Raw genomic sequence first — 21,801 nt, 5'->3', positions numbered from 1 at the left:
AAACCCCTTCGCACACCCTGTACCCGGCCAGTTAGGAATTTTTTCTATGCGCCTCTTACTGCTGTTATTTATAGCCCTCCCTGTACTTGAAATGTGGGTGTTAATCACTGTTGGGAGGGAAATCGGCGCCTTACCCACCATCGGTCTGGTACTGTTGACAGCGGTTGTTGGTTTGGCATTGCTGCGCCGCCAGGGGCTTTCAACCCTGATGCGGGCACAAGAGAAGGTCCGTAGCGGGGATATTCCAGTGCGGGAAATGGTGGAGGGCGTCTTCCTTGCCGTTGGTGGCGCTCTGCTGTTAACCCCCGGATTCATAACCGATGCCCTCGGATTCGCGTGTTTGGTGCCGGGGTTGCGCCAATTACTGCTCGGGCGCTTATTACGCCATGTAACCATTGTGCGGCCAGGCGGCTTTCAGGATTCCCATGCTCGCAAACGTGGCAGTGATGTTATTGAAGGGGAGTTTTCCCGGAATGAGCATCACTCAGCTGGAGATAAGCGCCCGAAACAATAATTTGATTAAAAAATATACAAATTTTGTTGTCGCCAGGTATCGCTACAGTTTTTTCACATAAGAGTGTTGAAATCCATTCACGCGCCCATAGATAGGGTTCAACTCTGATTTTAGCCCCGGCTCTGCCGGTCAGAGTGGGGGCGAGGTTACCGGTCAAAACGATTGGTACCGCCAATGTTGGAAAACCCTAAAACGACTCAATGGAGAGCTTATCCATGAAAATTCGTCCTTTACACGACCGCGTCGTAGTGCGCCGTAAGGAAGAGGAAGCGATGTCAGCTGGCGGTATTGTTCTGCCAGGTGCTGCTAAAGAGAAGCCGAATCAGGGCGAAGTCCTGGCCGTAGGTGAAGGCAAGCAGCTGGACAACGGCGATGTTCGCGCGCTGTCTGTCAAGGTGGGTGACACCGTTGTTTTTGGCCGCTACGCCGATAGCAATACCCTCAAGGTGAATGGCGAAGAGCTGATCATCATGAGTGAAGGTGACATCTACGGCGTGTTGGAAGGCTAATTGGGCCTTTAACGCTACTCGCACAAAGAATCTGAGGAATATGAATCATGGCAGCTAAAGACGTAGTTTTCGCTGACGACGCCCGTCAGAAAATGCTCAAAGGCGTAAATATCCTGGCCGACGCCGTTAAGACCACTCTGGGCCCGAAAGGCCGCAATGTGGTATTGGACAAATCCTTCGGCGCGCCCACGGTCACCAAAGACGGGGTATCTGTAGCGAAGGAAATCGAACTGAAAGACAAGTTCGAAAACATGGGTGCGCAAATGGTGAAGGAGGTTGCTTCCAAAGCTTCCGATACCGCCGGTGACGGCACCACCACGGCGACTGTACTGGCCCAGGCGATAGTGACCGAAGGCCTGAAGTCTGTAGCCGCTGGTTTCAATCCCATGGATCTCAAGCGCGGAATCGACAAAGCGGTTGTCGCGGCTGTTGACCATATCGCCAGTCTGTCCACCCCCTGTGCCGACAGCAAGTCTATTGCCCAGGTGGGCACCATTTCTGCTAACAGCGATGAGAGTGTTGGTACCATTATCGCCGAAGCCATGGAAAAAGTTGGCAAAGAAGGCGTCATCACCGTTGAAGAGGGTTCCGGCCTCGAAAACGAGCTGGACGTTGTGGAAGGTATGCAGTTCGACCGCGGTTACCTGTCTCCCTACTTTATCACCAACCAGGAGAATATGACTGCCGAGCTGGAAAATCCGTTTGTTCTGCTGGTAGACAAAAAGATTTCCAACATCCGCGATCTGCTGCCGCTGTTGGAGCAAGTGGCCAAGGCTTCCAAGCCGCTGCTGATTATCGCAGAGGACGTTGAAGGGGAAGCGCTGGCCACTCTGGTGGTAAACAGCATGCGCGGAATTGTTAAAGTCGCTGCTGTCAAAGCGCCCGGCTTCGGCGATCGCCGCAAAGCCATGTTGCAGGACATCGCTATCCTGACCGGCGGCACCGTGATCTCCGAAGAGGTTGGCCTTGACCTGGAGGGAACCACCCTGGAGCACCTGGGCACCGCCAAGCGCATCACCTTGTCCAAGGAAAATACCGTAATTGTGGACGGCGCAGGTGAGGTAAAAGATATCGAAGCCCGCGTTACCCAGATCCGCGCGCAGATTGAAGAATCCACTTCCGACTACGACAAGGAAAAGCTGCAAGAGCGTGTAGCCAAGTTGGCTGGTGGCGTTGCCGTGATCAAAGTGGGCGCCGCCACTGAAGTGGAAATGAAAGAGAAGAAGGCCCGCGTTGAAGATGCACTGCATGCGACCCGTGCCGCGGTAGAGGAAGGTGTGGTACCCGGTGGCGGCACCGCGCTGATTCGCGCTACCCAGGCCATTTCTGTCACTGGTGCTAACGAAGATCAGAACCATGGTATTGCAGCCGCTCTGCGCGCTATGGAAATGCCTATGCGTCTGATCGTTGCCAACGCAGGTGACGAAGCTTCTGTTGTGGTAGACAAAGTGAAGCAGGGCGAAGGTAACTTCGGTTACAACGCCGCTACTGCTGGGTATGGCGATATGCTGGAAATGGGTATCCTGGACCCAGCCAAGGTCACCCGCGCTGCACTGCAGGCCGCTGCTTCTATTGCTGGTTTGATGATTACCACCGAAGCCATGGTTGCAGAAGTGCCGGAAGACAAGCCCGCTGCTGCTCCTGACATGGGCGGTATGGGTGGCATGGGCGGTATGGGCGGCATGATGTAAGCCGGCTTTTACGCCCACCCAAAAAACCGCATTTGCGCTAATGCCAGCCAGTTGAAAAAACTGGCTGGCATTTTTTTGAATATTTTTTGAAGAAGATATTGCCCCAGTTGTTGGCCGCCCTCAAGGCGGCCTCCCCCCGTCCAAGCGGCAGCATAGAACCGGTGCTATTTCCTGAATGCCTTTCGGTCGGAATGCTTTGTGGCAAGGCAGTGGAGGCAGTGTCAGGTTTTCACATCTACCGCCAATGATTGCGCATTTTTCCCGCAGTTACAGTTCTTTGGCCTTTTCCTGCATCTTGATAACGTCTTTCATGCGCTGCTCAAGAATCGCGTGGGTCTGATAATCGTTCTTGGTCATGCGGACGCCGTGGCGCAGGTGCTGCAGGGCCTTGTCGAAGACGCCGTTGAGGATATAGTACTCGGCGCGGGCCTCGTGCACACCGACGATATCCCCGGCCAGGCCATGGGTCTCTGCCAGCAGGTACCAAACAGAGGGATCTTTTTTGCGCACGCGGCTGTATTTGGCCAGGATGCGCTCGGCAGCGAGATAATTGCCAGCCTTAAAGTGCGCATTGGCGAGGCCCATAATCAGGGCGTGGTCGCCGGGGTTTCGGTCGAGCGCGTGTTCCAGGCGCCTGTTGGCGCTGGTGTAGTCTTCGCGCACCAGGTCGATATCGGCCCGCGCGAGCACAAAAGCCGCTTTTGAGGGTTCTCTGTCCAGCAGCGGCTGCAGGGTATCCAGAGCTGTATCCGGCTTGCCGGCGGCGATTTGTGCCAGTGCCAGACCGTAGCGAGCGGCGTCTTCACTATCGTTGATTCCACCCAGTTCCGCTTGGAAGCGTTTGATGGCCTGCTGAGGCGTGGGCTCGGTGGCCAGGCGGATACGGGCGCGCATCAGGTGGAAGTCGCGGCTGTCGCTGGGGGGGATGTCGTCCATGCGTTGGGAGCGCAGCTTGGCGTCGGCAATCCGTTTTTCGGTCACTGGGTGGGTGAGGAGGAATTCAGGCGGCCGGCGGTAGTAGCGGGTCGCTTTGAGCATTTGCTCGAACACCTCCCCGGCGGCATCCGGGTCGCGCCCGGATTTGGCCAGGGTTTCGATACCAACCCGGTCTGCCTCCTGTTCATTCTTGCGGCTGAAGCGCAGCTGGCTGTCCAGGGCCGCCGCCTGGGTGGCGGTTATGGCCGCGAGGCCAGCATCGCCGCCAGCGGTTGCGGCAATTACCAGGGCGCCGAGCATGCCGGCGAGTGTGGGAATAGTGCTGTTGCGCTGGGCCTCCAGAGAGCGGGCATAGTGCCGCTGGCTCAGGTGGCCCAGTTCATGGGCGATGACCGAGGCAAACTGGTCTTCATTTTTTGCAAACAGGAACAGGCCGGTATGCACCCCCATAATGCCGCCGGGGACCGCGAAGGCGTTCATGGTTTCATTATTCACCACGACCACATCAATGTGTTTGTCTTCCAGTGGGCTGTACTCTGCAAGCCCCTTTACGGTTTTTTCCACGTACTGTTGCAGCAGCGCATCGTTGGAGGTACGAACCTGGCTGCGGAAGATGCGCAGCCACATCTGTCCCAGTTCCTTTTCGCGTTTGCGGGATACAAGCCCACTGGAGCTATCGCCCAGTTCCGGCAGGCGGATCTCTTCGCTGTCTGCGCTGGCGGTGATGGGGGTGGCTACGAGCAGCAGTCCGATGCCCAATGCCGTGAGGCCGGCGCGAAAGCAGTGCAGAAAAGGCAGGTTGTCGCTTGGTTGGGGTAAGGTATTTTGGGGGTCAGTCATCTCGATTACTGCTCAGTCTGTCCGTGAAGGATCTATAGTCCAACTCTATACGCAACCCCATTGGACTGTCGAGGATTTGACCTGGAGGGCCCTATAAGGTTCACCTAAGTGCCATCCGGCAGGTAAAAAAGCGTAAAGCGCTAGCGGCATCTGGCGCGGATTCCGCGCTATAATCCGCAGCCATCCAAAGCCTGTGACCAAGTAACCAATGGCACTGAACCCCAGTGAGACAGCGTCCATGCAGCCACCCCCCGAATGGGAAGCGGCTGCGGTTGTGGATGCGCGGGAGCTGCCATGTCCGCAGCCCCTTTTGGCCCTGCGCCGGGCCCTGGGTAAGTATGAGGCGGGCACCCTGTTGTGTGTGTTGGCCACGGATGAGGCCTCATGGCGGGATTTTCACAGTTTTGCCGCTCTGAGTGGCAGATCCCTGCTGCGCGCCGAGCAGCGTAACAACACGTTTCTATATTGGCTATATGCTGGCAAATGAACAACCAATCCAGAGAATCTATGTTTTCGATTGTAAAAAGCTGGGTGAACCGCTACTTCAGCCAGGAAGAAGTAGTATTGCTCGTATTGCTGCTTGCCGTGGCTCTGGTGGTGCTGGCCACTCTCGGGGTGGTACTGGCCCCTGTGCTCACCGCTCTGGTCATCGCTTTTTTGATGCAGGGCATGGTGCAGAAACTGACATCCTGGCGGGTGCCCCACTGGCTGGCGGTAACACTGTCCTGCATGGTGTTGGTGGGCACCATTGTGGCACTGCTGTTTGTCGTACTGCCGATTATCTGGCGCCAGCTGGTGCGGCTGGGTGCGGAATTGCCGAATATGGTGCAGCGCGGTCAGGAGCTGTTGTTGTTATTGCCCGAGCGCTACCCGCGCCTGATTTCCGCAGCGCAGATAGACGAGATCTTCGATATCCTCGGCAGTGAACTGGGGGGTATCGGGCAGACGTTGCTGGCCTTCTCCCTGACCAACCTGCCAATCTTTGCCGGATTACTGATTTACGTGGTGGTGGTGCCGATTCTGGTATTTTTCTTTTTGAAGGATTCCAATCAGCTGATCCGTTGGTGTACCTCCTTGCTACCAAAAGAGCGCCCCATGCTGCATCAGATCTGGTATGAGATGAATGACCAGGTGGCCAACTATGTGCGTGGCAAGGTGGTGGAAATCGGTATAGTTGCAGTGGTCAGCTACGCCGCCTTCCTGTTTCTGGGGGTGAACTATGCGCTGCTGTTGGCGGTGGCAGTGGGCTTCAGTGTGCTGATCCCCTATATTGGCGCAGCCGTGGTGACCATTCCGGTAGCTGCAATCGGCCTGTTCCAGTGGGGCTGGAGTAATGAGTTCTTCTACCTGATACTCACTTACGGCATCATCCAATTGCTCGATGGCAATGTGCTGGTGCCCCTGTTATTTTCCGAGGCAGTCAATCTGCATCCGGTGGCGATTATCCTCGCGGTACTCTTTTTCGGCGGCATCTGGGGCTTCTGGGGCGTTTTCTTTGCCATTCCCCTGGCAACCCTGCTCAAAGCCATTATGAGCGCCTGGCCCACCAGTGAGCACCAGGCGGAATGGGAAGCCAGGAAGATACCGGAGCAGCGTTGAGCGGGGGTCTGAAACTGCGGGTTCTGGTAGAGACAGAGGGACCGCTGGCGAACTTGGCCGGATGGTGTGTGAGTGGCCAGGTTTTAACCAGCGTGCTCGGCAGCGAGCATGGCTCTGAATTGCATCAGCGTGTCAGCTGGTAAACCAGCGGCTTCAAATACCGCTGCGGTGAAGGAAACCGGAGCCGTTCCCGGTGCGGAGATCACACCCTGATCAGATACAGCAGCGGCACTTTCACGATAGTGTTTTTCACCGCTATAGCCCTGGACGTGCTGCTTTAAGAACGCCGCACTGTTCGATGTGTGGTCCGCGTCATTGAAAATACCCGCCCAGGCCAGGGCCAGTGTTCCCCCACAAATTCCGGCAACGGTGCCGCCCTGTTTATGGTGAGTGCTCAGTAAGCTGGTAATATCAGGTGCTTGTGTGGTTTCCCATAGGGTACCGCCAACAACGACAATGATTGCGGGTTGAAAATCGTCAATCTCGTTCAGTTGGCGGGAGATGACCACTGTCAGCCCGCCCTGGGACACTAGCTGCTCTGCTTGCGGGGCGAAGAACTCGATCTGCATACCGTAAAACGGGCCGCCGGTCCCGGCAATCAGAGCGTATTCCCAATCGGCAAAGCCCTGGGTAAGGATCACCGCAATCTTTGTCATATCCACTCTTCTCCTAGAGTATTGCGCACTCACTGCACGGCATTCTATCGCGATTGTGCGTCTGCTGGATCACAGCACTTGCGCCACAGTGTTTCCTGTCATTTTTATTACGGCGGTACATTCGCTCCCAGCAGCGGTCTTATCGCGGAATTTTCGCGCTTAATGCCTATCTTTTCTTTGTCTGCGGGTAGCGGCATTTGCTAGAATGCCGCGCTTTCCTTTCGTTGGTCCCTTCAAACAGGTGAGCGCCCATGAGTCTGGCTGACAAAGTCCTGGCGGTCAATAATGACTTGCCGATCCGTACTGACAAGCCCATCCACAGCGGTAAAGTCCGCTCCGTTTACTGGTTGACCGGGGCTGACAGCCGCCGTCTGATTGCCGAAAAAGGCTACCCGGTAGCGCCGGACGCCCCTCTGGCGGTGATGGTGATTTCCGACCGTATTTCCGCTTTTGATTGTATTTGGACCGGTGAAGATGGCCTGCGCGGTGTGCCCGGCAAGGGCGCGGCGCTGAACGCCATCTCCAACCACTGGTTCAAACGGTTCAAGGAGCAGGGCCTGGCCGATAGCCATATTCTGGATATTCCGCACCCACTGGTGTGGATTGTGCAGAAGGCGCGTCCGGTCATGATTGAGGCCATTGCCCGTCAGTACATCACCGGCTCCATGTGGCGCGCCTACCAGAAGGGCGAGCGCGGGTTCTGTGGCATCGAGATTGCCGACGGCCTGCAAAAAGACCAGAAACTGCCCGAACTGCTGATCACCCCCTCCACCAAAGGTATTCTCAAAGATATTCCCGGCGTGCCAGAAGCGGACGATGTGAATATCACCCGCAGGGATATTGAGGACAATGTTGCGGCCTTCAATTTTCACAGTGCCGAGGATATTGACCTATACGAAAAACTGTTGAAAGAGGGCTTTGATGTAATCTCTACAGAACTGGAAAAACTCGATCAGATCTTTGTCGACACCAAGTTCGAATTCGGTTATGTCACCGATGCCAATGGTGCGCAAAAGCTCATCTATATGGATGAGGTAGGCACCCCGGACTCCTCCCGTATCTGGGACGGGGAGCAGTACCGCACAGGCAAGGTTGTGGAAAACTCCAAGGAGGGTTTCCGCCAGGCCCTGCTGAATCACTTTGCGGATGCCGATATCCTGCTGAACAAGGACCGTATGCAGGAGCGCCTGGCCCTGGCCCGTGACAATGCGCTGCCGCAATCCATGCTGATGGACCTCTCCGCCACCTATGTGGGTATCGCGGAGAAAATTACAGGTCAGAAGCTCGAAATGTCCGATAACCCAAAAGCGGAACTAACAGAGATTTTGCGCAGGGATTACGACTTGGTCGACTGATCGGGTCTTAGGCATAAAAAAACCGGCACAAGTGCCGGTTTTTTTATGCCCTCTGCAAAACCCGGCTTTGCTTTTGCAGCTTTGCAATTTGCTGCCCGCCACATTTCGCCATTATTGCTCCTCACTTTCGCCCGAATCACTGCCGGGTTTTGCCCGCTTCCCTGTGTTTAATACCTCCTGCAATCAATTAAAAGGATGGAGGGGAGTTTGTGAACAGGGTGATATTGTTTGGGCAGCGCTTTCACAAAGATGACCTGATGTTGCCAACGGAAGAATACTACCGTCGTCGCCAGCGCAGCGGCGGTTCCGGCCGCTGGCTGCTGTTTATTGTGGTGGTGCTGGCCGTAGTGATAGCCGCCATCGGTGCAGAGGTGCACGCGCAGGAGCTTCCCGGTGAGATGGGCAATGATAACGATCCCTCGCTGGAAATGGTTACCCTGGACGAGGTAAAAGCCGGTGATTTGCTCTTTGCCGGTACAGAAACGGGGCGCTATATCCCCGCGGTACACCTGGCCAGCCGGGTCAAAATGATCGTTCGTGGACTGGTTGCAGAGGTGCAGCTGCAACAGGAGTTTCAAAATACCAGCGACAACTGGCGGGAAGCCATTTACGCACTGCCGCTGCCGGAGCAGGCGGCAGTGGCGGGCTTGGAAATCCAACTGGGCGAGCGCCGTATTGTCGGCAAGGTGCACGAGCGCAAACAGGCAGCGAAGATGTACAAGGTTGCCCGTGCAGCGGGCAGGCGCGCGGCCCTGCTGGAGCAGCAGCGCCCCAACCTGTTCACCAATAAGGTGGCCAATATCGCGCCGGGAGAAACGGTGCAGGTCAATATCCGCTATCTGCAACCGGTCATTTACGATGAGGGGAGTTTCTCCCTGCGTATGCCCACCACCCTTACACCCCGTTATAGTCCCGGCGCGCCCCACCCGCTGCCAACGCTTGGTGGTGAAGCGTTGGCGTTGGTTACGGAACAGAGTGGCTGGGCCCTGCCCACAAGCCAGGTGCCGGATGCAGCGGCGATTACCCCCTTAATGCAGCCGGCGGAAGAGCTTGAGGCTATTGGCAGCCATAAAATTGCCATTGAGCTGGAGCTGCACAGTGGCCTGCCATTGGCACAGATTAACAGTCCATATCACACCCTTGATGTCGACAATAAAGAGAGCGGGCTTTACACCATTCAGCTGCGTGAGGGCACTGCACGGATGGACCGGGATTTTTTCCTGAGTTGGCAGCCGCATGCTTCTACATCGCCCCGCGCGGCCCTATTTAGCGAGCGGGTGGAAACACAGGACAGTGACGGGGAGAACACCGATACCTACCTGCAGGTGATGCTATTGCCTCCGGATGATGGCATCCGCAGTCAGCGCCTGCCCCGAGAGGTGGTTTATGTGATTGATACTTCAGGTTCGATGGCTGGGAATGCCATTCGCCAGGCCAAGGAAGGTTTGATTCTGGCGCTTTCCCGCTTGCACGCTAGTGACCGCTTTAATGTCATCGAATTTAACAGTATCACCCGGGCTTTGTTTCCGCGCCCGGTAGCGGCGAACGCGGAGAATATCCGCCGTGCGCGCCAGGAAATCGAGCATTTAAACGCGGGTGGTGGAACGGAGATGGCACCGGCACTGCGCCTGGCCCTGGGACAGCAGTTGCCGGACGACACCGGCCTGGTACACCAGGTGGTCTTTATCACCGATGGTGCCGTGGGCAATGAGCAGGCGCTATTTGAAGTGATTCGTCAACATCTAAACAACACACGCCTGTTTACCGTGGGTATCGGCTCGGCGCCCAACAGCCACTTTATGCGCAAGGCCGCGCAGTTTGGGCGCGGCACCTTTGTCACCATTGGCGATATCGCCGAGGTGCGCGGACGTATGCAGGCCCTGTTTGCCAAGCTGGAAAATCCCATGGCCACCGATCTGCAGCTCAGCTGGCCCCCGGGTGTGACAGCCGATGCCTATCCCAAGCGCATCCCCGATCTCTACCGCGGCGAGGCAATGCAACTGGTGGCGAGGATTGACGGGGATAAGCTGCAGGGGGATATCCAATTGCGCGGGCGTATGGCGGGTAAACAGTTTGTGCGCAGGCTGGCGCTCAAGAGCGATGGCGCGGCCGGCTCCGGCGGCCTCGGCAGTCTGTGGGCGCGCAGTAAAATTGAAGCCCTGCGCGACCAGCAACTGCAGGTGAGGGAGGGCAGTGATGCGGGCCTGGCCCTGCGCGCGCAAATCCTGCAGCTCGCCCTGAGCCACCAGCTCGCGAGCCCCTATACCAGCTTTGTCGCGATTGAGGAAACCGTAGTGCGCCCTGCCAAAGGGGCGCTCTCGCGCAGCGCTGTGGCCAATATGACAGCGAAAGGCCAGGTCTTGCAGCGCCAGGCCTATCCCAGTACCGCCACCGGAATCTACGCCCAGTTGCTGGCCGCAGCCGGCCTGCTCGGATTTGCGGCGCTGCTGCGTCGCGGGCGCCGGATGCGCGGTACCGTGATGGGCGGGCTGTGCGGCCTCTTGTACTGGGTGGCGCCGGGCCTGCGCCGATTCCGAGGCGGCATCCAGGCCGGGCCTGGGCATGTGTGCCCGTGATGCGCACCCTGTTTTTCCTGTTGTGCCTGGCGGCGGGGCTATGGCAGCTGGGATCTGCGGGCTGGCTGCTGGCCAAGGCGCAGCTGGCACAAATCCTGATTGCCCATGCCTGGGAGGAGCAGCTGCAGAGCGGGGTTCGGCAAAAGCCCTGGCCCTGGGCGGATACCTGGCCTGTGGCCAGGCTCCAGTTGGCGGGGCAGTCGCCGTTGATGGTCCTCTCTGGCGGCAGTGGTCAATCCCTCGCCTTCGGCCCGGGTATGCTGGCCGGTTCGGGGCATCCGGGTGAGCTTCGTACCACCGTGATTGCAGCGCACAGGGACACCCATTTTGCGGGGCTGGAAAAAGTGCGACGGGATAGCGCTGTTTACCTGCAAGATCACCATGGCCGCTGGCATACTTACCGGGTTGCAGAGAGGCGTATTGTGAACAGTGCGCGCGAGCGCCTGCCGATTTTTGCCGAGCGTGGACTGCTGCTGGTGACCTGTTACCCCTTCAATGCCCTTGCAGCGGGAGGGTCTTTGCGGTATCTGGTCTACGCTGAATATCAGTCCACGGGGAAGCCGGTTCGACTGTGACTGGTATCTTTGTTTGGGACTCGATTTTGTAGCTTATTTCCTGAAAATTTCCATCAAATATTCCGGTATTTTCGCAAAATGGCAAATAATTGTTTTGCGTTTTGGTTTTATTTGTTACTAACCGTCCTGTCTGGAAAATTATTTGTAGTAATACTACAATCGCCTCCGCCAACAACCGAAAATGGGGTTTTGTCCGCCATACTGCGTGACGCCTGGTATTGATAATTACTCTTAAACCGGGCAATCGCGACAGCGGAATGGTGCAGCTCTCTTTTCGCTGCGACCCAATGAAAGTGCACACATTGCACTTGCGCCAACGGGACAGACGCACTGGCGGAGCCACCAAGAAAGGAAGTGTTTTTTGCCTACACCCCAGTCTGCCCACATACCGATTTTTGAGAAATAGACCGACCCGACGTCGCCTGATTCGCCGAGGAGCACTTGATGCACGAAGAGACCGATAACCTCGAAACACAGGAGTGGCTGGATGCGCTGCAGGCGGTTATCCGTTACAGCGGCAAAGAGCGCGCAGCCTCTCTCCTCAAGCAGCTGTCCGACCGCGCAACCGATGAGGGTGTGCAGTTGCCCGCGGCGATCACCACCCCTTATCGCAACACCATCCCGCCCAGCGCGGAAAAGCGTATGCCTGGCGACCTGTTTATGGAACGCCGTATCCGTTCCCTGATCCGCTGGAATGCTTTGGCGATGGTGGTACGCGCCAACCAGAACAACGACGGCCTCGGCGGCCATATCTCCAGCTTCTCCTCCGCGGCCACGCTCTACGACGTGGGCTTCAATTATTTCTTTCGCGGTAATGAAGGCGAGGAGCGCGGCGACCTGGTTTTCTTCCAGGGCCACAGTGCACCGGGCATTTACGCCCGCTCCTATCTGGAGGGGCGTTTCGATGAAGCGCAGTTGGACAACTTCCGTCGCGAAGTGAACGGCAACGGCCTGTCTTCCTATCCGCATCCCTGGCTGATGCCGGACTACTGGCAGTTTCCCACCGTTTCCATGGGGCTTGGCCCCATCCAGGCGATTTACCAGGCGCATATCATGCGCTACCTGTCCGCCCGCGGCCTCTCCCCGCGCGGTGACCGCAAAGTGTGGGCTTTCCTCGGCGATGGTGAGTGCGACGAGCCGGAAACCCTCGGCTCAATCTCCCTGGCCGGCCGCGAACAGCTGGAAAATCTGGTATTTGTGGTCAACTGCAACCTGCAGCGCCTGGACGGCCCGGTGCGCGGCAATGGCAAGATCGTACAGGAGCTGGAAGGGGTTTTCCGCGGCGCCGGCTGGAATGTGATCAAAGTGTTGTGGGGCCGCCTGTGGGACCCGCTGCTGGAGAAGGACGACAAGGGGTTGCTGCAGAAAGTCATGGATGAGGTGGTCGATGGCGAGATGCAGAATTTCAAAGCCAACGGCGGTGCCTATACCCGGGAGCACTTTTTCGGTAAGTACCCGGAGTTGCTGGAGCTGGTCAAGGACATGTCCGACGACGAGATCATGAAGCTCAACCGCGGCGGGCACGACCCCTACAAGGTGTATGCAGCTTATGCTTCGGCTATGGCCCACAAAGGCCAGCCTACCGTGATTCTGGCGCAGACCGTGAAAGGTTACGGCCTGGGCGCCGCCGGTGAAGCGGCGATGGATACCCACTCGGTGAAGAAGCTGGACCTGGATGCACTCAAGCGCTTCCGTGATCGCTTTGCGATTCCGCTGACCGACAAAGCACTGGAAGAGGTGCCTTACTACCGCCCGACTCCGGACAGCCCGGAAATGAAATATATGGCCGGGCGCCGCAAGACCCTGGGTGGCCCGCTGCCGCGCCGCCCCATTGAGTGCCCGAAACTGGAAGTGCCCGGCCTCGACGCCTTCAGTGCCCTGACCAAAGGTTCCGGCGAACGGGAAATCTCCACCACCATGGCGTTTGTGCGCGCCATCGCCGCGTTGGTGAAAGACAAAAACATTGGCAAAAATATCGCACCGATCGTGCCAGACGAAGCGCGTACCTTCGGTATGGAAGGTCTGTTCCGCCAGTTGGGTATCTACTCCTCCCAGGGGCAGCGCTATACCCCGGTGGATCACGGTCAGATTATGTATTACAAGGAAGACAAGAAAGGCCAGGTGCTGGAAGAAGGCATCAACGAAGCCGGTGCTATGTCCGCCTGGATGGCGCTGGCGACCGCCTACAGCAACCACGGTGTGGCCATGGTGCCTTTCTATATCTACTATTCCATGTTCGGCTTCCAGCGCGTGGGCGACCTGGCCTGGGCTGCCGGCGACATGCAGGCGCGGGGTTTCCTGATCGGTGCCACTGCTGGGCGCACCACCCTCAATGGCGAGGGACTGCAGCATCAGGACGGCCACAGCCACGTGCTGTCCTCCACCATCCCCAACTGCCGCAGCTACGATCCCGCCTACGGCTATGAGCTGGCGGTGATTATGCAGCGCGGCCTCAAGGAGATGTACCAAGAGCAGAAGAACCTCTTCTATTACATCACCATCGAGAACGAGAACTATGTTCAGCCGGAAATGCCCCAGGACGTGGAAGAAGGCATTATTCACGGTATCTACAAACTGCAGTCCAACGCCAAGAAAGGCGCAAAGGGCAAAAACGTGAAGCAGCATGTACAGCTGATCGGCGGCGGTACCATTTTGCGGGAGGTACTGGCCGCGGCGGATATCCTCGCCGACCAGTTCGGTGTGACATCCGATGTCTGGAGCCTCACCTCCGCCGTGGAAACGGCGCGCGAGGGCCAGGATGTAGCGCGCTGGAATATGCTGCACCCGGAAGCCGAGCCGCGCAAAGCCTGGATTACCGAACAGTTTGCGGGCAATACTTCCCCGGTGATCACCGCCACCGATTACATCCGCGCTTACGTGGAGCCGCTGCGCGAGTTTATCGACGGTGAACTCACAACCCTGGGCACCGATGGTTTTGGCCGCAGTGACAGCCGTGAGCAGCTGCGTCGCTTCTTCGAGGTGGACCGCAATTATGTGGTAATCGCCGCGTTGAACGGGCTGGCGAAACAGGGCGTGATCAATGCGCAAACGGTTTCCGAGGCCATCGTGAAGCTTAAGATCGACGCCGAAAAAGTTAACCCGCGCATCAGCTAGGAGAGGGCAGAGTCCCTATGGCAAAACAAGTCATTAAAGTGCCTGACCTCGGTGGTGCCGATCAGGTCGATGTTATTGAAATTCCGGTTGCACCCGGCGATACCGTGGCGCAGGAGGATGCACTGATTGTGGTGGAGGGCGACAAAGCCTCCATGGATGTGCCGGCCCCTGTGGCTGGCAAAATCCTCAGCATCAGCCTAAAGGAGGGTGACAAGGTCTCCGCGGGCGATGTGATTGCCGAAATTGAAACCGATGTGACGGCAGCCCCCGTAGAGGAGCCCACTGCGGCCCCGGCACAGACAGCCCAGCCCGAGCCGGTAGCGGAAGCGCCCGCAGCCGTTGCCAGTGCCGAGCCGAAAGAGGCGCCTATCCTGATTCCGGATCTGGGTGGCGCCGATGCGGTGGACGTGATCGAGATTTGCGTACAGCCCGGTGACACTGTTGCCGAGGGCGACTCGCTGATCGTGGTGGAGGGTGACAAGGCGTCCATGGACGTGCCTTCCCCCAGTGCCGGCACCGTGGTTTCCATCGCCCTCAAAGAGGGCGATAAAGTCTCCACCGGCGATACCCTGGGGGTGCTGAAAGCGGTGCCCGCCCCGACAGCCGCAGAGGAGCCGGCCGCCCCTACCCAGAGTGCGCCAGAACAGCAGGTGTCCCGGCCGTCTGAACCGCCAGCGGCTGCTCATAAGGATTACCAGGTGGAGCGGGATCTCACGGCAGCCGCCCAGGTTTACGCCGGCCCTGCCGTGCGCAAGCTGGCACGGGAACTGGGCGTTACCCTGAGCAGGGTAAAGCCCTCGGGGCCGCGTAATCGTGTGACCAAGGGTGACCTGCATCACTATATCCGCGAGCAGGTGAAAAAAGGCGAGCACGGTGCCGTTGGCGGTGGGCTCGGTATCGCCGAGATGCCGGATATCGATTTCAGCCAGTTCGGCCCGGTGCATGTGGCGCCCATGAGCAAGATCCACAAGATCACCGCGGCCAATATGTCCCGCAACTGGCTCAATGTGCCCCACGTAACCCAGTTCGACGATGCGGATATCACTGAACTGGAGGATTTCCGCAAGTCCATGCAGGCCGAAGCGGAAAAGCGCGGCGTGAAGCTCACCCCGGTACCCTTTCTGTTGAAAGCGGTGGCCGCGGCCCTGCGCGCAGAGCCCAGCTTTAATGTGTCCCTGCACAAGGATGGCGAGCAGATTGTGCGCAAGGACTATGTGCATGTGGGGATGGCGGTGGATACACCCAAGGGCCTGATGGTGCCGGTGATTCGGGACGTGGATAAAAAAGGGCTGTACGAACTGGTGGCGGAAGCCAGCGAGTTAGCCATGAAGGCCCGCGACGGCAAACTGAAGACGAAGGAAATGCAGGGCGCCTGTTTTACCATCTCCAGTCTGGGTGCGATTGGCGGTACCGGCTTCACACCGATTGTCAATGCCCCGGAAGTGGGCATCCTCGGGATTTCCAAACTGGCTGTGAAACCGGTGTGGAATGGCGAGACGTTTGCACCGCGGAAGCTGTTGCCACTGGCGTTATCCTACGATCACCGCGCGGTCAATGGCAGCGATGCGGGACGCTTTTTGACCTACCTGGTCAGTGTGCTGGCGGATGTGCGCCGGCTGCTGTTGTAATTGCCCCGGCGGATAAAAGACGGCCGGTGGCCGTTTTGCTGATGGGCAAGGGCAAAACCACCAGGGTTTTGCCCCCGCAACCGGTTGTGACAATCTGTGCCAGGGGTAAAAATTCAACTGGCGGTAACGGTCTGGTATCCAGTAAAAAATACCCTGTGCGGATTCATGACACGTTACTGCCAGACGCCCAAGGGGGCGACTATATTGGCATCGCCATATAGTGCTGCGGATACCAACTCGAATGTGTATTAGCGGTCTCATCAATCTGGGCCTGCCACTAATGAGCTGATCAGAGATAGAGTCTATGGACCAGCGCTGATTGACCGCTAGCGGCACTTCCATTGGCTGGCGTGACTGTTGGAGTTTCTTGCGCTTCTTGGTTCTTACCTGCAGGCCCTTTTCGGTGTAGATCCGGCAGGTGACATCTTATTGATAGCTAATCCCCTCGCCTTCAACACGCCATGCAGGAACTGGTAGCCGCAAGCGGATTGCTCAACCGTCTGCTCCTTTAGGCGTGCCCGCAGCATGTCAACCCCTTTGCTGCTGGCTCGATATTGGTAGGCTGTCCTGTTGGTGTTCACTTACCTGCAGAAAGACCATTCATTGAGCCGATGAGTATCCACCATGTGAGCGGCGGTCTGTTTGCGGCTGGGGGGCTCGACCAGTTTTTTGATAGAATCCCCCCCCTCCAATAGCCTCAATCTCAGTGTGAGTTTCTGCTTCAACTTCTCGGCAAACAACAAGCCGCATGGACAGCAAAATAGGTATAATTGGGCGTATAACTATCTCTTTTTTGTTTGAAGGAGGAAGATGTGAACCTCAACCAGGTCATTTTACCAGTGAATAATATGGAATCAGCTTCAGAATTCTATCGAAAACTGGGGTTCACACAAATTGTAGATACACCGCATTACGCTAGATTTGAATGTCCTGAAGGCGATTCAACCTTTTCTTTATCACTTATGGGTGAGCATTTTTCGAATGGTGAGGTAATTTACTTCGAAAATCGGGATCTCGATGAATGGATTTCTGATCTAAAAGCAAAAGGTATAGAGTTCGAACAAGAATTGACTAACGAACCCTATTTATGGCGTGAAGCTATATTAAGAGACCCTTCCGGCAACAAGCTCAAACTCTATTGCGCAGGAGAAAATCGCAAAAATCCACCTTGGCGCATCGGAAAAAGTGCTTAATAGCGTCAAACTCTAAAAAGGGACTCTCCTCTTGAGCCTGAAAAACGGTGAAAGTGAGGAGGTTTTGAGGTGGTGATGAGTAAGATTATTCTCCAGGTGACACTCTGGCATAAAATAAAATTGATTGAAAGAAGGTGACTAATGAGATTAATTGGAAATTTTTTATGGTTTATCCTTGGCGGATTAGTCATGGGTCTTGCATGGTGGGTTGCTGGAATCATCGCGTTTATTACGATTATAGGGATACCATGGGGAAAAGCCTGCTTCGTATTTGGTAAGTTTGCTTTTTTCCCTTTTGGGAGCGAGGCAATAAGTAGAAAAGAACTTACGGGGGAGGAAGATATTGGTACTGGGACTTTAGGTATTATCGGCAATATCGTCTGGTTTGTTTTTGCAGGAGTGTGGCTTGCTATAGGTCATTTGATATCTGCTCTGTTGAATTTTATTATCATTATAGGAATACCATTTGGCATCCAACACTTAAAACTCGCAGGATTTGCCCTTGCTCCAATTGGGAAAACAATTGTCTCTAAAGAAGTCGCCCAAGCAGCAAGAGTCGCGAATGCAGAGTCCACAATCAAGAATATTAGAAAAGATACATAGAGAAAGTAATTCCCCAGTTGTTGCTCGGAGTGCGGTATGGCAGGCTACTGAAGCGTCTCTTTAATTGTAATTGTCAAATCAAGTCTGCGGGCTGTTGAAAAACTGCTCGCAGACTTGAATTTACATACAGTACTAGGCTTTATTGAAACCTCGAATCAGAACTCACCTTTGAATCAGTGATCAACCGAATTAAGCTTCAATCTTCTCTGTCAAGAACGTAAGCGGTACATGAACCACATTATTCAACTTGCTCTGGCAGGCTGCCATGATACCCCCTCCATCAACTTCGGAGGAAAGCCTCGTGAATCAGCAGCAGTGGCAAAGTCATGTCAGGGCCTACGAGAAAAGCTCTCAATCCAAGCGCGCCTATACTCGTAAGCACAACCTAAACTATAGCCAGTTCCTCTACTGGTACTGCAAACTAATTGAGCAAATCTCGGTGTCTGATATCCCTGACTTTGTTCCCGTGGATATCAAGTCTTCCACAGCCACTACGGGAAACCTGAGTGTATTAGAGTTCCCTAATAGCATAAAGCTGGTGATCAATAGCCCAGTATTGTTGGCGCAAATTCCTGGGCTTATGGACCTGTAAATACGATGTGGCTACCGTTTAATAGCAAAGTCTGGTTTTACCGTCAGCCGATCAATTTTCGAAAACAGATTGATGGGGTCGTGCTGTGGGTGGCTGATACGTGACACAAAGATCCGACATCCGGTCAGCTCTTTGTCTTTCGCAATAAAAAAGCCGATAAAATTCGCATGCTCTACTGGGAAGATAAGGGATTCTGGTTCCTTTATAGGCGAAATGAGAAGTCGAGATTTACCGATTTATAATCTGTCCACGTCGGTCATAATGGCCATACCGTTTGCGGTAGGGTTTGGAGAGCACTCGCAAATGCTTGTAAAGATCGCCGCCTTCAGCCTTATCGGAGTAAACAATTTGATAAATCGTCTTATGGTGCAATGACGCTTGCTTGTGCCTCAACAGGTAGTCTGCTACTTGTTGAGGGCTCAGTTCCTGGCGAAGCAGCTTTTCTATCCAGCTTCTCACCTCATCTGTCACTTTGATTGCTTTGTGAACCGTAGTTCTGCGAATGTTACTGAGGCGCTGGGCCTGGGCGGGTCTGTAACCCCTCAAACCCCGGTTACGCTTTAATTCCCGGCTAATCGTTGAAGGTGAGCGTCTCAACAAAGCCGCAATCGCGTTCTGGTTATGTTCTGCTTTCATTAATATGTAAATCTGATATCTTTCTTCTTCGGTCAGCTGGTGGTAATTCATCAGTGCTTCATCTCTTGGTCGGGAGAGGCGTGGAGTCTACCAGCTGGCTCTTGTCCTTATCCAATTGCACTTATTATCCGAAACCAAGAAAGAAGTAAAGGAAGAATGATGCCTCTTATCAATCCGATTACGCAGCCTGCTGATGACGGGGAAATTGAAGCCTTTAAAGCGTGGGCTAAATATCCGGTTCCTGATGATTATCTTGCTTTTTTGAGAGAGCATAATGGCGGATATCTGATTGGAGATGATCCATGTTTTTATAATAGTGATGATCAATCAGTAGCCAGTGTTTCGGCTTTCCCGCGTATATCTGAAAGAATAGATAAATGTATGAGCAAAATGTTTGAAAAGTATTTCGACTTTTTTAAAGTTGCATTTCAGACGGAAGATTTAAGGGGTAACTATTTTGCACCTGATAATTACATCAAAATTGCAAATGATGCGCAGCATGAACATATATTGATGGACCTGAAAACAGGCCGTATTTTTGGTTTTGATGATGAGGCGGAAGAAGAGCTGGAAACAACAGAAGATTTTCTTGAGGCATGTTTATTTCTTGCGGATAGTTTTGACAGTTTTTTTTCACAAATTGTTGATGAAGACCCAGATTCTTGATGATGAGTTTGCTGTGCTTAAATGATTGTTCAGTCCGGAGTAGATGTGCAGACTATAAAATATGGATATCCGGATTTAAACGAGCAACTGGATACGGGAATTACCTATCATGAAAAGGCATTTGAGTTCAGTTTTCAGGACCATGAAAGCCTGAAGCAATATGTGGCATTTTATCGGAACTGTGGGGCAGGTTTCTCGCCTCTTCCTCACCGCTATAAAACAAATCAAGTTTCTCTACCTATAGAGTTTTTCGCAAACCTTGCTCTCTCTCCGGGATATGAACCTAGTGAAAATGAACATTCTGTTTTCTATTGTACAAAAGAGCTTGAAGGTTCGATGATAGAAGGCAATGTCAATGATGCCCTTATTATTGCATCCGGGAACCACTTATCGATTGGATTGGTGATCAGGGGCAAGTGTATTGGCAAGGTTTTTGCGCTTGAGGATATCAAACCCCTAGTTCTTGCTGATGATATGGCTGACATACCCTCTGATATTGAAGGCATAATCAAACTTGGCGACAACTTTAAAGAATTTATCAATGCCTTGTCAGCAGATGACGATGATATTGAACAATGGGAAGAGGATTTCGGCGAGTAACCTTCGGTTAGAACAGGGGCGTGTGAAAACTAGCAGATACCAGCATGAAAACGGTAATACCAGTCCCGGGTTCTTTCGTGGTGATGTAAGCTTGAACTAGAAATTTTAGTGAATTGGGGCCCGTTGGATTTGTTTTTTGTCAGGGCTCGTTGCGGGCGTTATCGGATTTTATTTTTTTGATTCTTAGGGAGAGGTGAAATGCTAAAAGCAGCACGATTGGGAGATATTGGGTCAGGCCATGGGGTTGTGTTCAGAATTCTGTGTCATTTCTTTATCATTAGCAAAAAAGAGATGACCTATGACCAAACCTACTTTCGATATGGATGCTGCTGTCAAGGCGCTGCGTGAGGGCAAAGACCTCAGCGGCAAAGATGGCATTCTGACTCCCCTGATCAAACAGCTTATCGAAGTAGCCATGAGCGCGGAGCTTGAGGAGCACCTCGCCGGCGAGGACAGGCCCAACCGCAAAAATGGCCATACATTCAAGACCATGAGAAGCCCGACGGGCAGCTTCGAGCTGCAGACACCACGGGACCGCGCCAGCACCTTCGAGTCACAGATCGTCAAGAAGCATCAAACCCAGCTTACCGACGAGCTGGAGCGCAAGCTCATTGCCCTGTTCGCCCTGGGCAACAGCTATCAGGACATCCGCACACACATTGCCGAAATCTACGGTATGGAACTCTCCAACGGTACCATTAACACCGTTACAGACAGGCTGCTGCCTGAACTTCAGGCGTGGCGTGAGCGCGATCTGGAGGCGGCTTATCCTATCGTCTGGCTGCCCCGCTTGCGTTTAACTGTTCAGGAATGTTCAGCGCCCGGATTGAACGTTTAGCCGAGGGCGTTGAACGTTCAACTCCAATTTCTAAACGTTTAGCGCCCACGGTTAAGCCACAACAAACGGTTGCAGACAACGCCAAGCGCACTTCGGGGCTGAACCCGCAGCAAACGGAACTGGCTACGCGTATCCGCCTCGGCGAATTTGGCCGGCGTTCGGTTTTACGCCGGATCAACCGGGCAATGCGCGGCGGCAATCTGGTGGTCAAGCCTGTGTTCGATTCCCTGCTGGCCAGCGGTGATTTGATGCGCAAGGGGCGCGGCTTTGCATTGGTTGCGCATCAAGGGGAGGGGAGGGATCGTGATTTTGACGACACTTCGGCGCAGAGAAAAGGCGCCAAAACCCGCAGTCTACATCATTTCAAAATAATTTATAATAAAATCATATGGTTACAACCGTATATGCTTTCTCCAGGCGTAAAAAAACCGGCTCAGAGGCCAGTTTGGGGGGGTGGGTGTCTGGTAGAGACAGCAATCTCAAAGTAGCAGATTTGTAACTCTAAAACGCAAAAAGACCAATGAACCGCCGTATGCGGACCCGCATGTATGGTGGTATAGGGAGGGCGGGCTAGAAACCGCCTTTACCCAATTAGGTGGAAAATGTAGTGGTCAACTTTTTCCGGACAGTAAGTTAAGATTTTCTTCCGCCTTTGCAGGTGGTATACCATCGTTGTGCTG

At 54.6% G+C, this 21,801-nt stretch carries 21 protein-coding genes; 18 read left to right on the top strand and 3 right to left on the bottom strand.

Annotated features, from left to right (window positions below; translation table 11 throughout):
- Positions 1-46 precede the first annotated feature (46 nt).
- From Q1A48_RS16540 to groL, 3 genes are all read left to right on the top strand, one after another.
- Positions 47-514, top strand: a complete 468-nt coding sequence (locus Q1A48_RS16540; protein WP_299947121.1) for an FxsA family protein — start codon at positions 47-49, stop codon at positions 512-514.
- A 215-nt stretch (positions 515-729) separates the two neighbouring features.
- A complete protein-coding gene (locus tag Q1A48_RS16535) occupies positions 730-1,023 on the top strand; it encodes a co-chaperone GroES (RefSeq protein WP_299947120.1) in 294 nt (97 codons plus the stop codon).
- 47 nt (positions 1,024-1,070) lie between these two features.
- Positions 1,071-2,714, top strand: coding sequence for a chaperonin GroEL (gene groL, locus Q1A48_RS16530; protein ID WP_299947119.1), 1,644 nt, complete (start codon positions 1,071-1,073; stop codon positions 2,712-2,714).
- Between the two features lie 267 nt (positions 2,715-2,981).
- On the opposite strand, the gene Q1A48_RS16525 is transcribed toward groL, so the two are convergent.
- Positions 2,982-4,490 carry a M48 family metalloprotease gene (locus tag Q1A48_RS16525; RefSeq protein ID WP_299947118.1) on the bottom strand — a complete coding sequence of 503 codons (1,509 nt, stop codon included), beginning with the start codon at positions 4,488-4,490 and terminating at the stop codon, positions 2,982-2,984.
- 238 nt (positions 4,491-4,728) lie between these two features.
- Here Q1A48_RS16525 and Q1A48_RS16520 point away from each other — a divergent pair, with 238 nt between their 5' ends.
- A complete protein-coding gene (locus Q1A48_RS16520) occupies positions 4,729-4,977 on the top strand; it encodes a sulfurtransferase TusA family protein (protein WP_366523431.1) in 249 nt (82 codons plus the stop codon).
- 20 nt (positions 4,978-4,997) lie between these two features.
- On the top strand, positions 4,998-6,089 hold the full coding sequence (locus Q1A48_RS16515; protein ID WP_299947116.1) for an AI-2E family transporter: 1,092 nt from the start codon (positions 4,998-5,000) through the stop codon (positions 6,087-6,089).
- An 83-nt stretch (positions 6,090-6,172) separates the two neighbouring features.
- On the opposite strand, the gene Q1A48_RS16510 is transcribed toward Q1A48_RS16515, so the two are convergent.
- Positions 6,173-6,745 (bottom strand): DJ-1/PfpI family protein, encoded by a 573-nt coding sequence (locus Q1A48_RS16510; RefSeq protein ID WP_299947115.1) that lies wholly within the window; start codon positions 6,743-6,745, stop codon positions 6,173-6,175.
- A 251-nt stretch (positions 6,746-6,996) separates the two neighbouring features.
- Between Q1A48_RS16510 and Q1A48_RS16505 the strand changes: the two genes are divergently transcribed.
- From Q1A48_RS16505 to Q1A48_RS21900, 9 genes are all read left to right on the top strand, one after another.
- Entirely contained in the window at positions 6,997-8,100 is a 1,104-nt protein-coding gene (locus tag Q1A48_RS16505; RefSeq protein ID WP_299947114.1) for a phosphoribosylaminoimidazolesuccinocarboxamide synthase, read from the top strand.
- A gap of 209 nt (positions 8,101-8,309) precedes the next feature.
- On the top strand, positions 8,310-10,676 hold the full coding sequence (locus tag Q1A48_RS16500) for a marine proteobacterial sortase target protein (RefSeq protein ID WP_299947113.1): 2,367 nt from the start codon (positions 8,310-8,312) through the stop codon (positions 10,674-10,676).
- The gene (locus Q1A48_RS16495; protein WP_299947112.1) at positions 10,676-11,251 is read left to right on the top strand and encodes a class GN sortase; all 576 of its coding nucleotides are present in this window, start codon (positions 10,676-10,678) and stop codon (positions 11,249-11,251) included. The genes Q1A48_RS16500 and Q1A48_RS16495 overlap by 1 nt, the downstream gene beginning before the upstream one ends.
- 444 nt (positions 11,252-11,695) lie before the next feature.
- Entirely contained in the window at positions 11,696-14,365 is a 2,670-nt protein-coding gene (aceE, locus tag Q1A48_RS16490; RefSeq protein WP_299947111.1) for a pyruvate dehydrogenase (acetyl-transferring), homodimeric type, read from the top strand.
- Positions 14,366-14,382: 17 nt separating this feature from the next.
- Positions 14,383-15,993, top strand: a complete 1,611-nt coding sequence (aceF, locus tag Q1A48_RS16485; protein WP_299947110.1) for a dihydrolipoyllysine-residue acetyltransferase — start codon at positions 14,383-14,385, stop codon at positions 15,991-15,993.
- A gap of 812 nt (positions 15,994-16,805) precedes the next feature.
- On the top strand, positions 16,806-17,186 hold the full coding sequence (locus tag Q1A48_RS16480) for a VOC family protein (RefSeq protein WP_299947109.1): 381 nt from the start codon (positions 16,806-16,808) through the stop codon (positions 17,184-17,186).
- 141 nt (positions 17,187-17,327) lie between these two features.
- Positions 17,328-17,789 carry a YccF domain-containing protein gene (locus tag Q1A48_RS16475; RefSeq protein WP_299947107.1) on the top strand — a complete coding sequence of 154 codons (462 nt, stop codon included), beginning with the start codon at positions 17,328-17,330 and terminating at the stop codon, positions 17,787-17,789.
- 301 nt (positions 17,790-18,090) lie between these two features.
- Complete coding sequence (locus Q1A48_RS16470; RefSeq protein WP_299947105.1) at positions 18,091-18,381, top strand: hypothetical protein; 291 nt, start codon at positions 18,091-18,093, stop codon at positions 18,379-18,381.
- Between the two features lie 167 nt (positions 18,382-18,548).
- Positions 18,549-18,623, top strand: coding sequence for a hypothetical protein (locus Q1A48_RS21900; protein WP_366523430.1), 75 nt, complete (start codon positions 18,549-18,551; stop codon positions 18,621-18,623).
- On the opposite strand, the gene Q1A48_RS16465 is transcribed toward Q1A48_RS21900, so the two are convergent.
- The gene (locus Q1A48_RS16465; protein WP_299947103.1) at positions 18,610-19,068 is read right to left on the bottom strand and encodes an IS30 family transposase; all 459 of its coding nucleotides are present in this window, start codon (positions 19,066-19,068) and stop codon (positions 18,610-18,612) included. The genes Q1A48_RS21900 and Q1A48_RS16465 overlap by 14 nt on opposite strands.
- Here Q1A48_RS16465 and Q1A48_RS16460 point away from each other — a divergent pair.
- The 4 genes from Q1A48_RS16460 to Q1A48_RS16445 all read left to right on the top strand — a co-directional run bounded on the left by Q1A48_RS16460 (position 19,057) and on the right by Q1A48_RS16445 (position 21,609).
- Complete coding sequence (locus Q1A48_RS16460) at positions 19,057-19,683, top strand: SMI1/KNR4 family protein (protein ID WP_299947101.1); 627 nt, start codon at positions 19,057-19,059, stop codon at positions 19,681-19,683. The two genes, Q1A48_RS16465 and Q1A48_RS16460, sit on opposite strands and share 12 nt — an antisense overlap.
- Positions 19,684-19,728: 45 nt before the next feature.
- Positions 19,729-20,283, top strand: a complete 555-nt coding sequence (locus Q1A48_RS16455; protein ID WP_299947099.1) for a hypothetical protein — start codon at positions 19,729-19,731, stop codon at positions 20,281-20,283.
- A gap of 298 nt (positions 20,284-20,581) precedes the next feature.
- Positions 20,582-21,121, top strand: coding sequence for a transposase (locus tag Q1A48_RS16450; RefSeq protein WP_299947097.1), 540 nt, complete (start codon positions 20,582-20,584; stop codon positions 21,119-21,121).
- Positions 21,094-21,609, top strand: a complete 516-nt coding sequence (locus Q1A48_RS16445) for a hypothetical protein (RefSeq protein WP_299947096.1) — start codon at positions 21,094-21,096, stop codon at positions 21,607-21,609. The genes Q1A48_RS16450 and Q1A48_RS16445 overlap by 28 nt, the downstream gene beginning before the upstream one ends.
- Positions 21,610-21,801 lie beyond the last annotated feature (192 nt).

Origin of the sequence: uncultured Microbulbifer sp. (assembly GCF_947489355.1) — a bacterium.
GTDB lineage: Bacteria > Pseudomonadota > Gammaproteobacteria > Pseudomonadales > Cellvibrionaceae > Microbulbifer.
The sequence above is the reverse complement of the archived record's forward strand: the minus strand, read 5'-3'. Positions and strand labels throughout refer to the sequence as shown.

What these genes read in the sequence shown, in the direction of transcription:
- Q1A48_RS16475 (WP_299947107.1), top strand. Translation starts at nt 17,328, where the DNA reads ATGAGATTAATTGGAAATTTTTTATGGTTTATCCTTGGCGGATTAGTC.
- Q1A48_RS16450 (WP_299947097.1), top strand. Translation starts at nt 20,582, where the DNA reads ATGACCAAACCTACTTTCGATATGGATGCTGCTGTCAAGGCGCTGCGT.
- aceE (WP_299947111.1), top strand. Translation starts at nt 11,696, where the DNA reads ATGCACGAAGAGACCGATAACCTCGAAACACAGGAGTGGCTGGATGCG.
- Q1A48_RS16495 (WP_299947112.1), top strand. Translation starts at nt 10,676, where the DNA reads ATGCGCACCCTGTTTTTCCTGTTGTGCCTGGCGGCGGGGCTATGGCAG.
- Q1A48_RS16535 (WP_299947120.1), top strand. Translation starts at nt 730, where the DNA reads ATGAAAATTCGTCCTTTACACGACCGCGTCGTAGTGCGCCGTAAGGAA.
- Q1A48_RS16445 (WP_299947096.1), top strand. Translation starts at nt 21,094, where the DNA reads ATGTTCAGCGCCCGGATTGAACGTTTAGCCGAGGGCGTTGAACGTTCA.
- Q1A48_RS16465 (WP_299947103.1), bottom strand. Translation starts at nt 19,068, where the DNA reads ATGAATTACCACCAGCTGACCGAAGAAGAAAGATATCAGATTTACATA.
- Q1A48_RS16540 (WP_299947121.1), top strand. Translation starts at nt 47, where the DNA reads ATGCGCCTCTTACTGCTGTTATTTATAGCCCTCCCTGTACTTGAAATG.
- aceF (WP_299947110.1), top strand. Translation starts at nt 14,383, where the DNA reads ATGGCAAAACAAGTCATTAAAGTGCCTGACCTCGGTGGTGCCGATCAG.
- Q1A48_RS16525 (WP_299947118.1), bottom strand. Translation starts at nt 4,490, where the DNA reads ATGACTGACCCCCAAAATACCTTACCCCAACCAAGCGACAACCTGCCT.
- Q1A48_RS16510 (WP_299947115.1), bottom strand. Translation starts at nt 6,745, where the DNA reads ATGACAAAGATTGCGGTGATCCTTACCCAGGGCTTTGCCGATTGGGAA.
- groL (WP_299947119.1), top strand. Translation starts at nt 1,071, where the DNA reads ATGGCAGCTAAAGACGTAGTTTTCGCTGACGACGCCCGTCAGAAAATG.
- Q1A48_RS16515 (WP_299947116.1), top strand. Translation starts at nt 4,998, where the DNA reads ATGTTTTCGATTGTAAAAAGCTGGGTGAACCGCTACTTCAGCCAGGAA.
- Q1A48_RS16520 (WP_366523431.1), top strand. Translation starts at nt 4,729, where the DNA reads ATGCAGCCACCCCCCGAATGGGAAGCGGCTGCGGTTGTGGATGCGCGG.
- Q1A48_RS16505 (WP_299947114.1), top strand. Translation starts at nt 6,997, where the DNA reads ATGAGTCTGGCTGACAAAGTCCTGGCGGTCAATAATGACTTGCCGATC.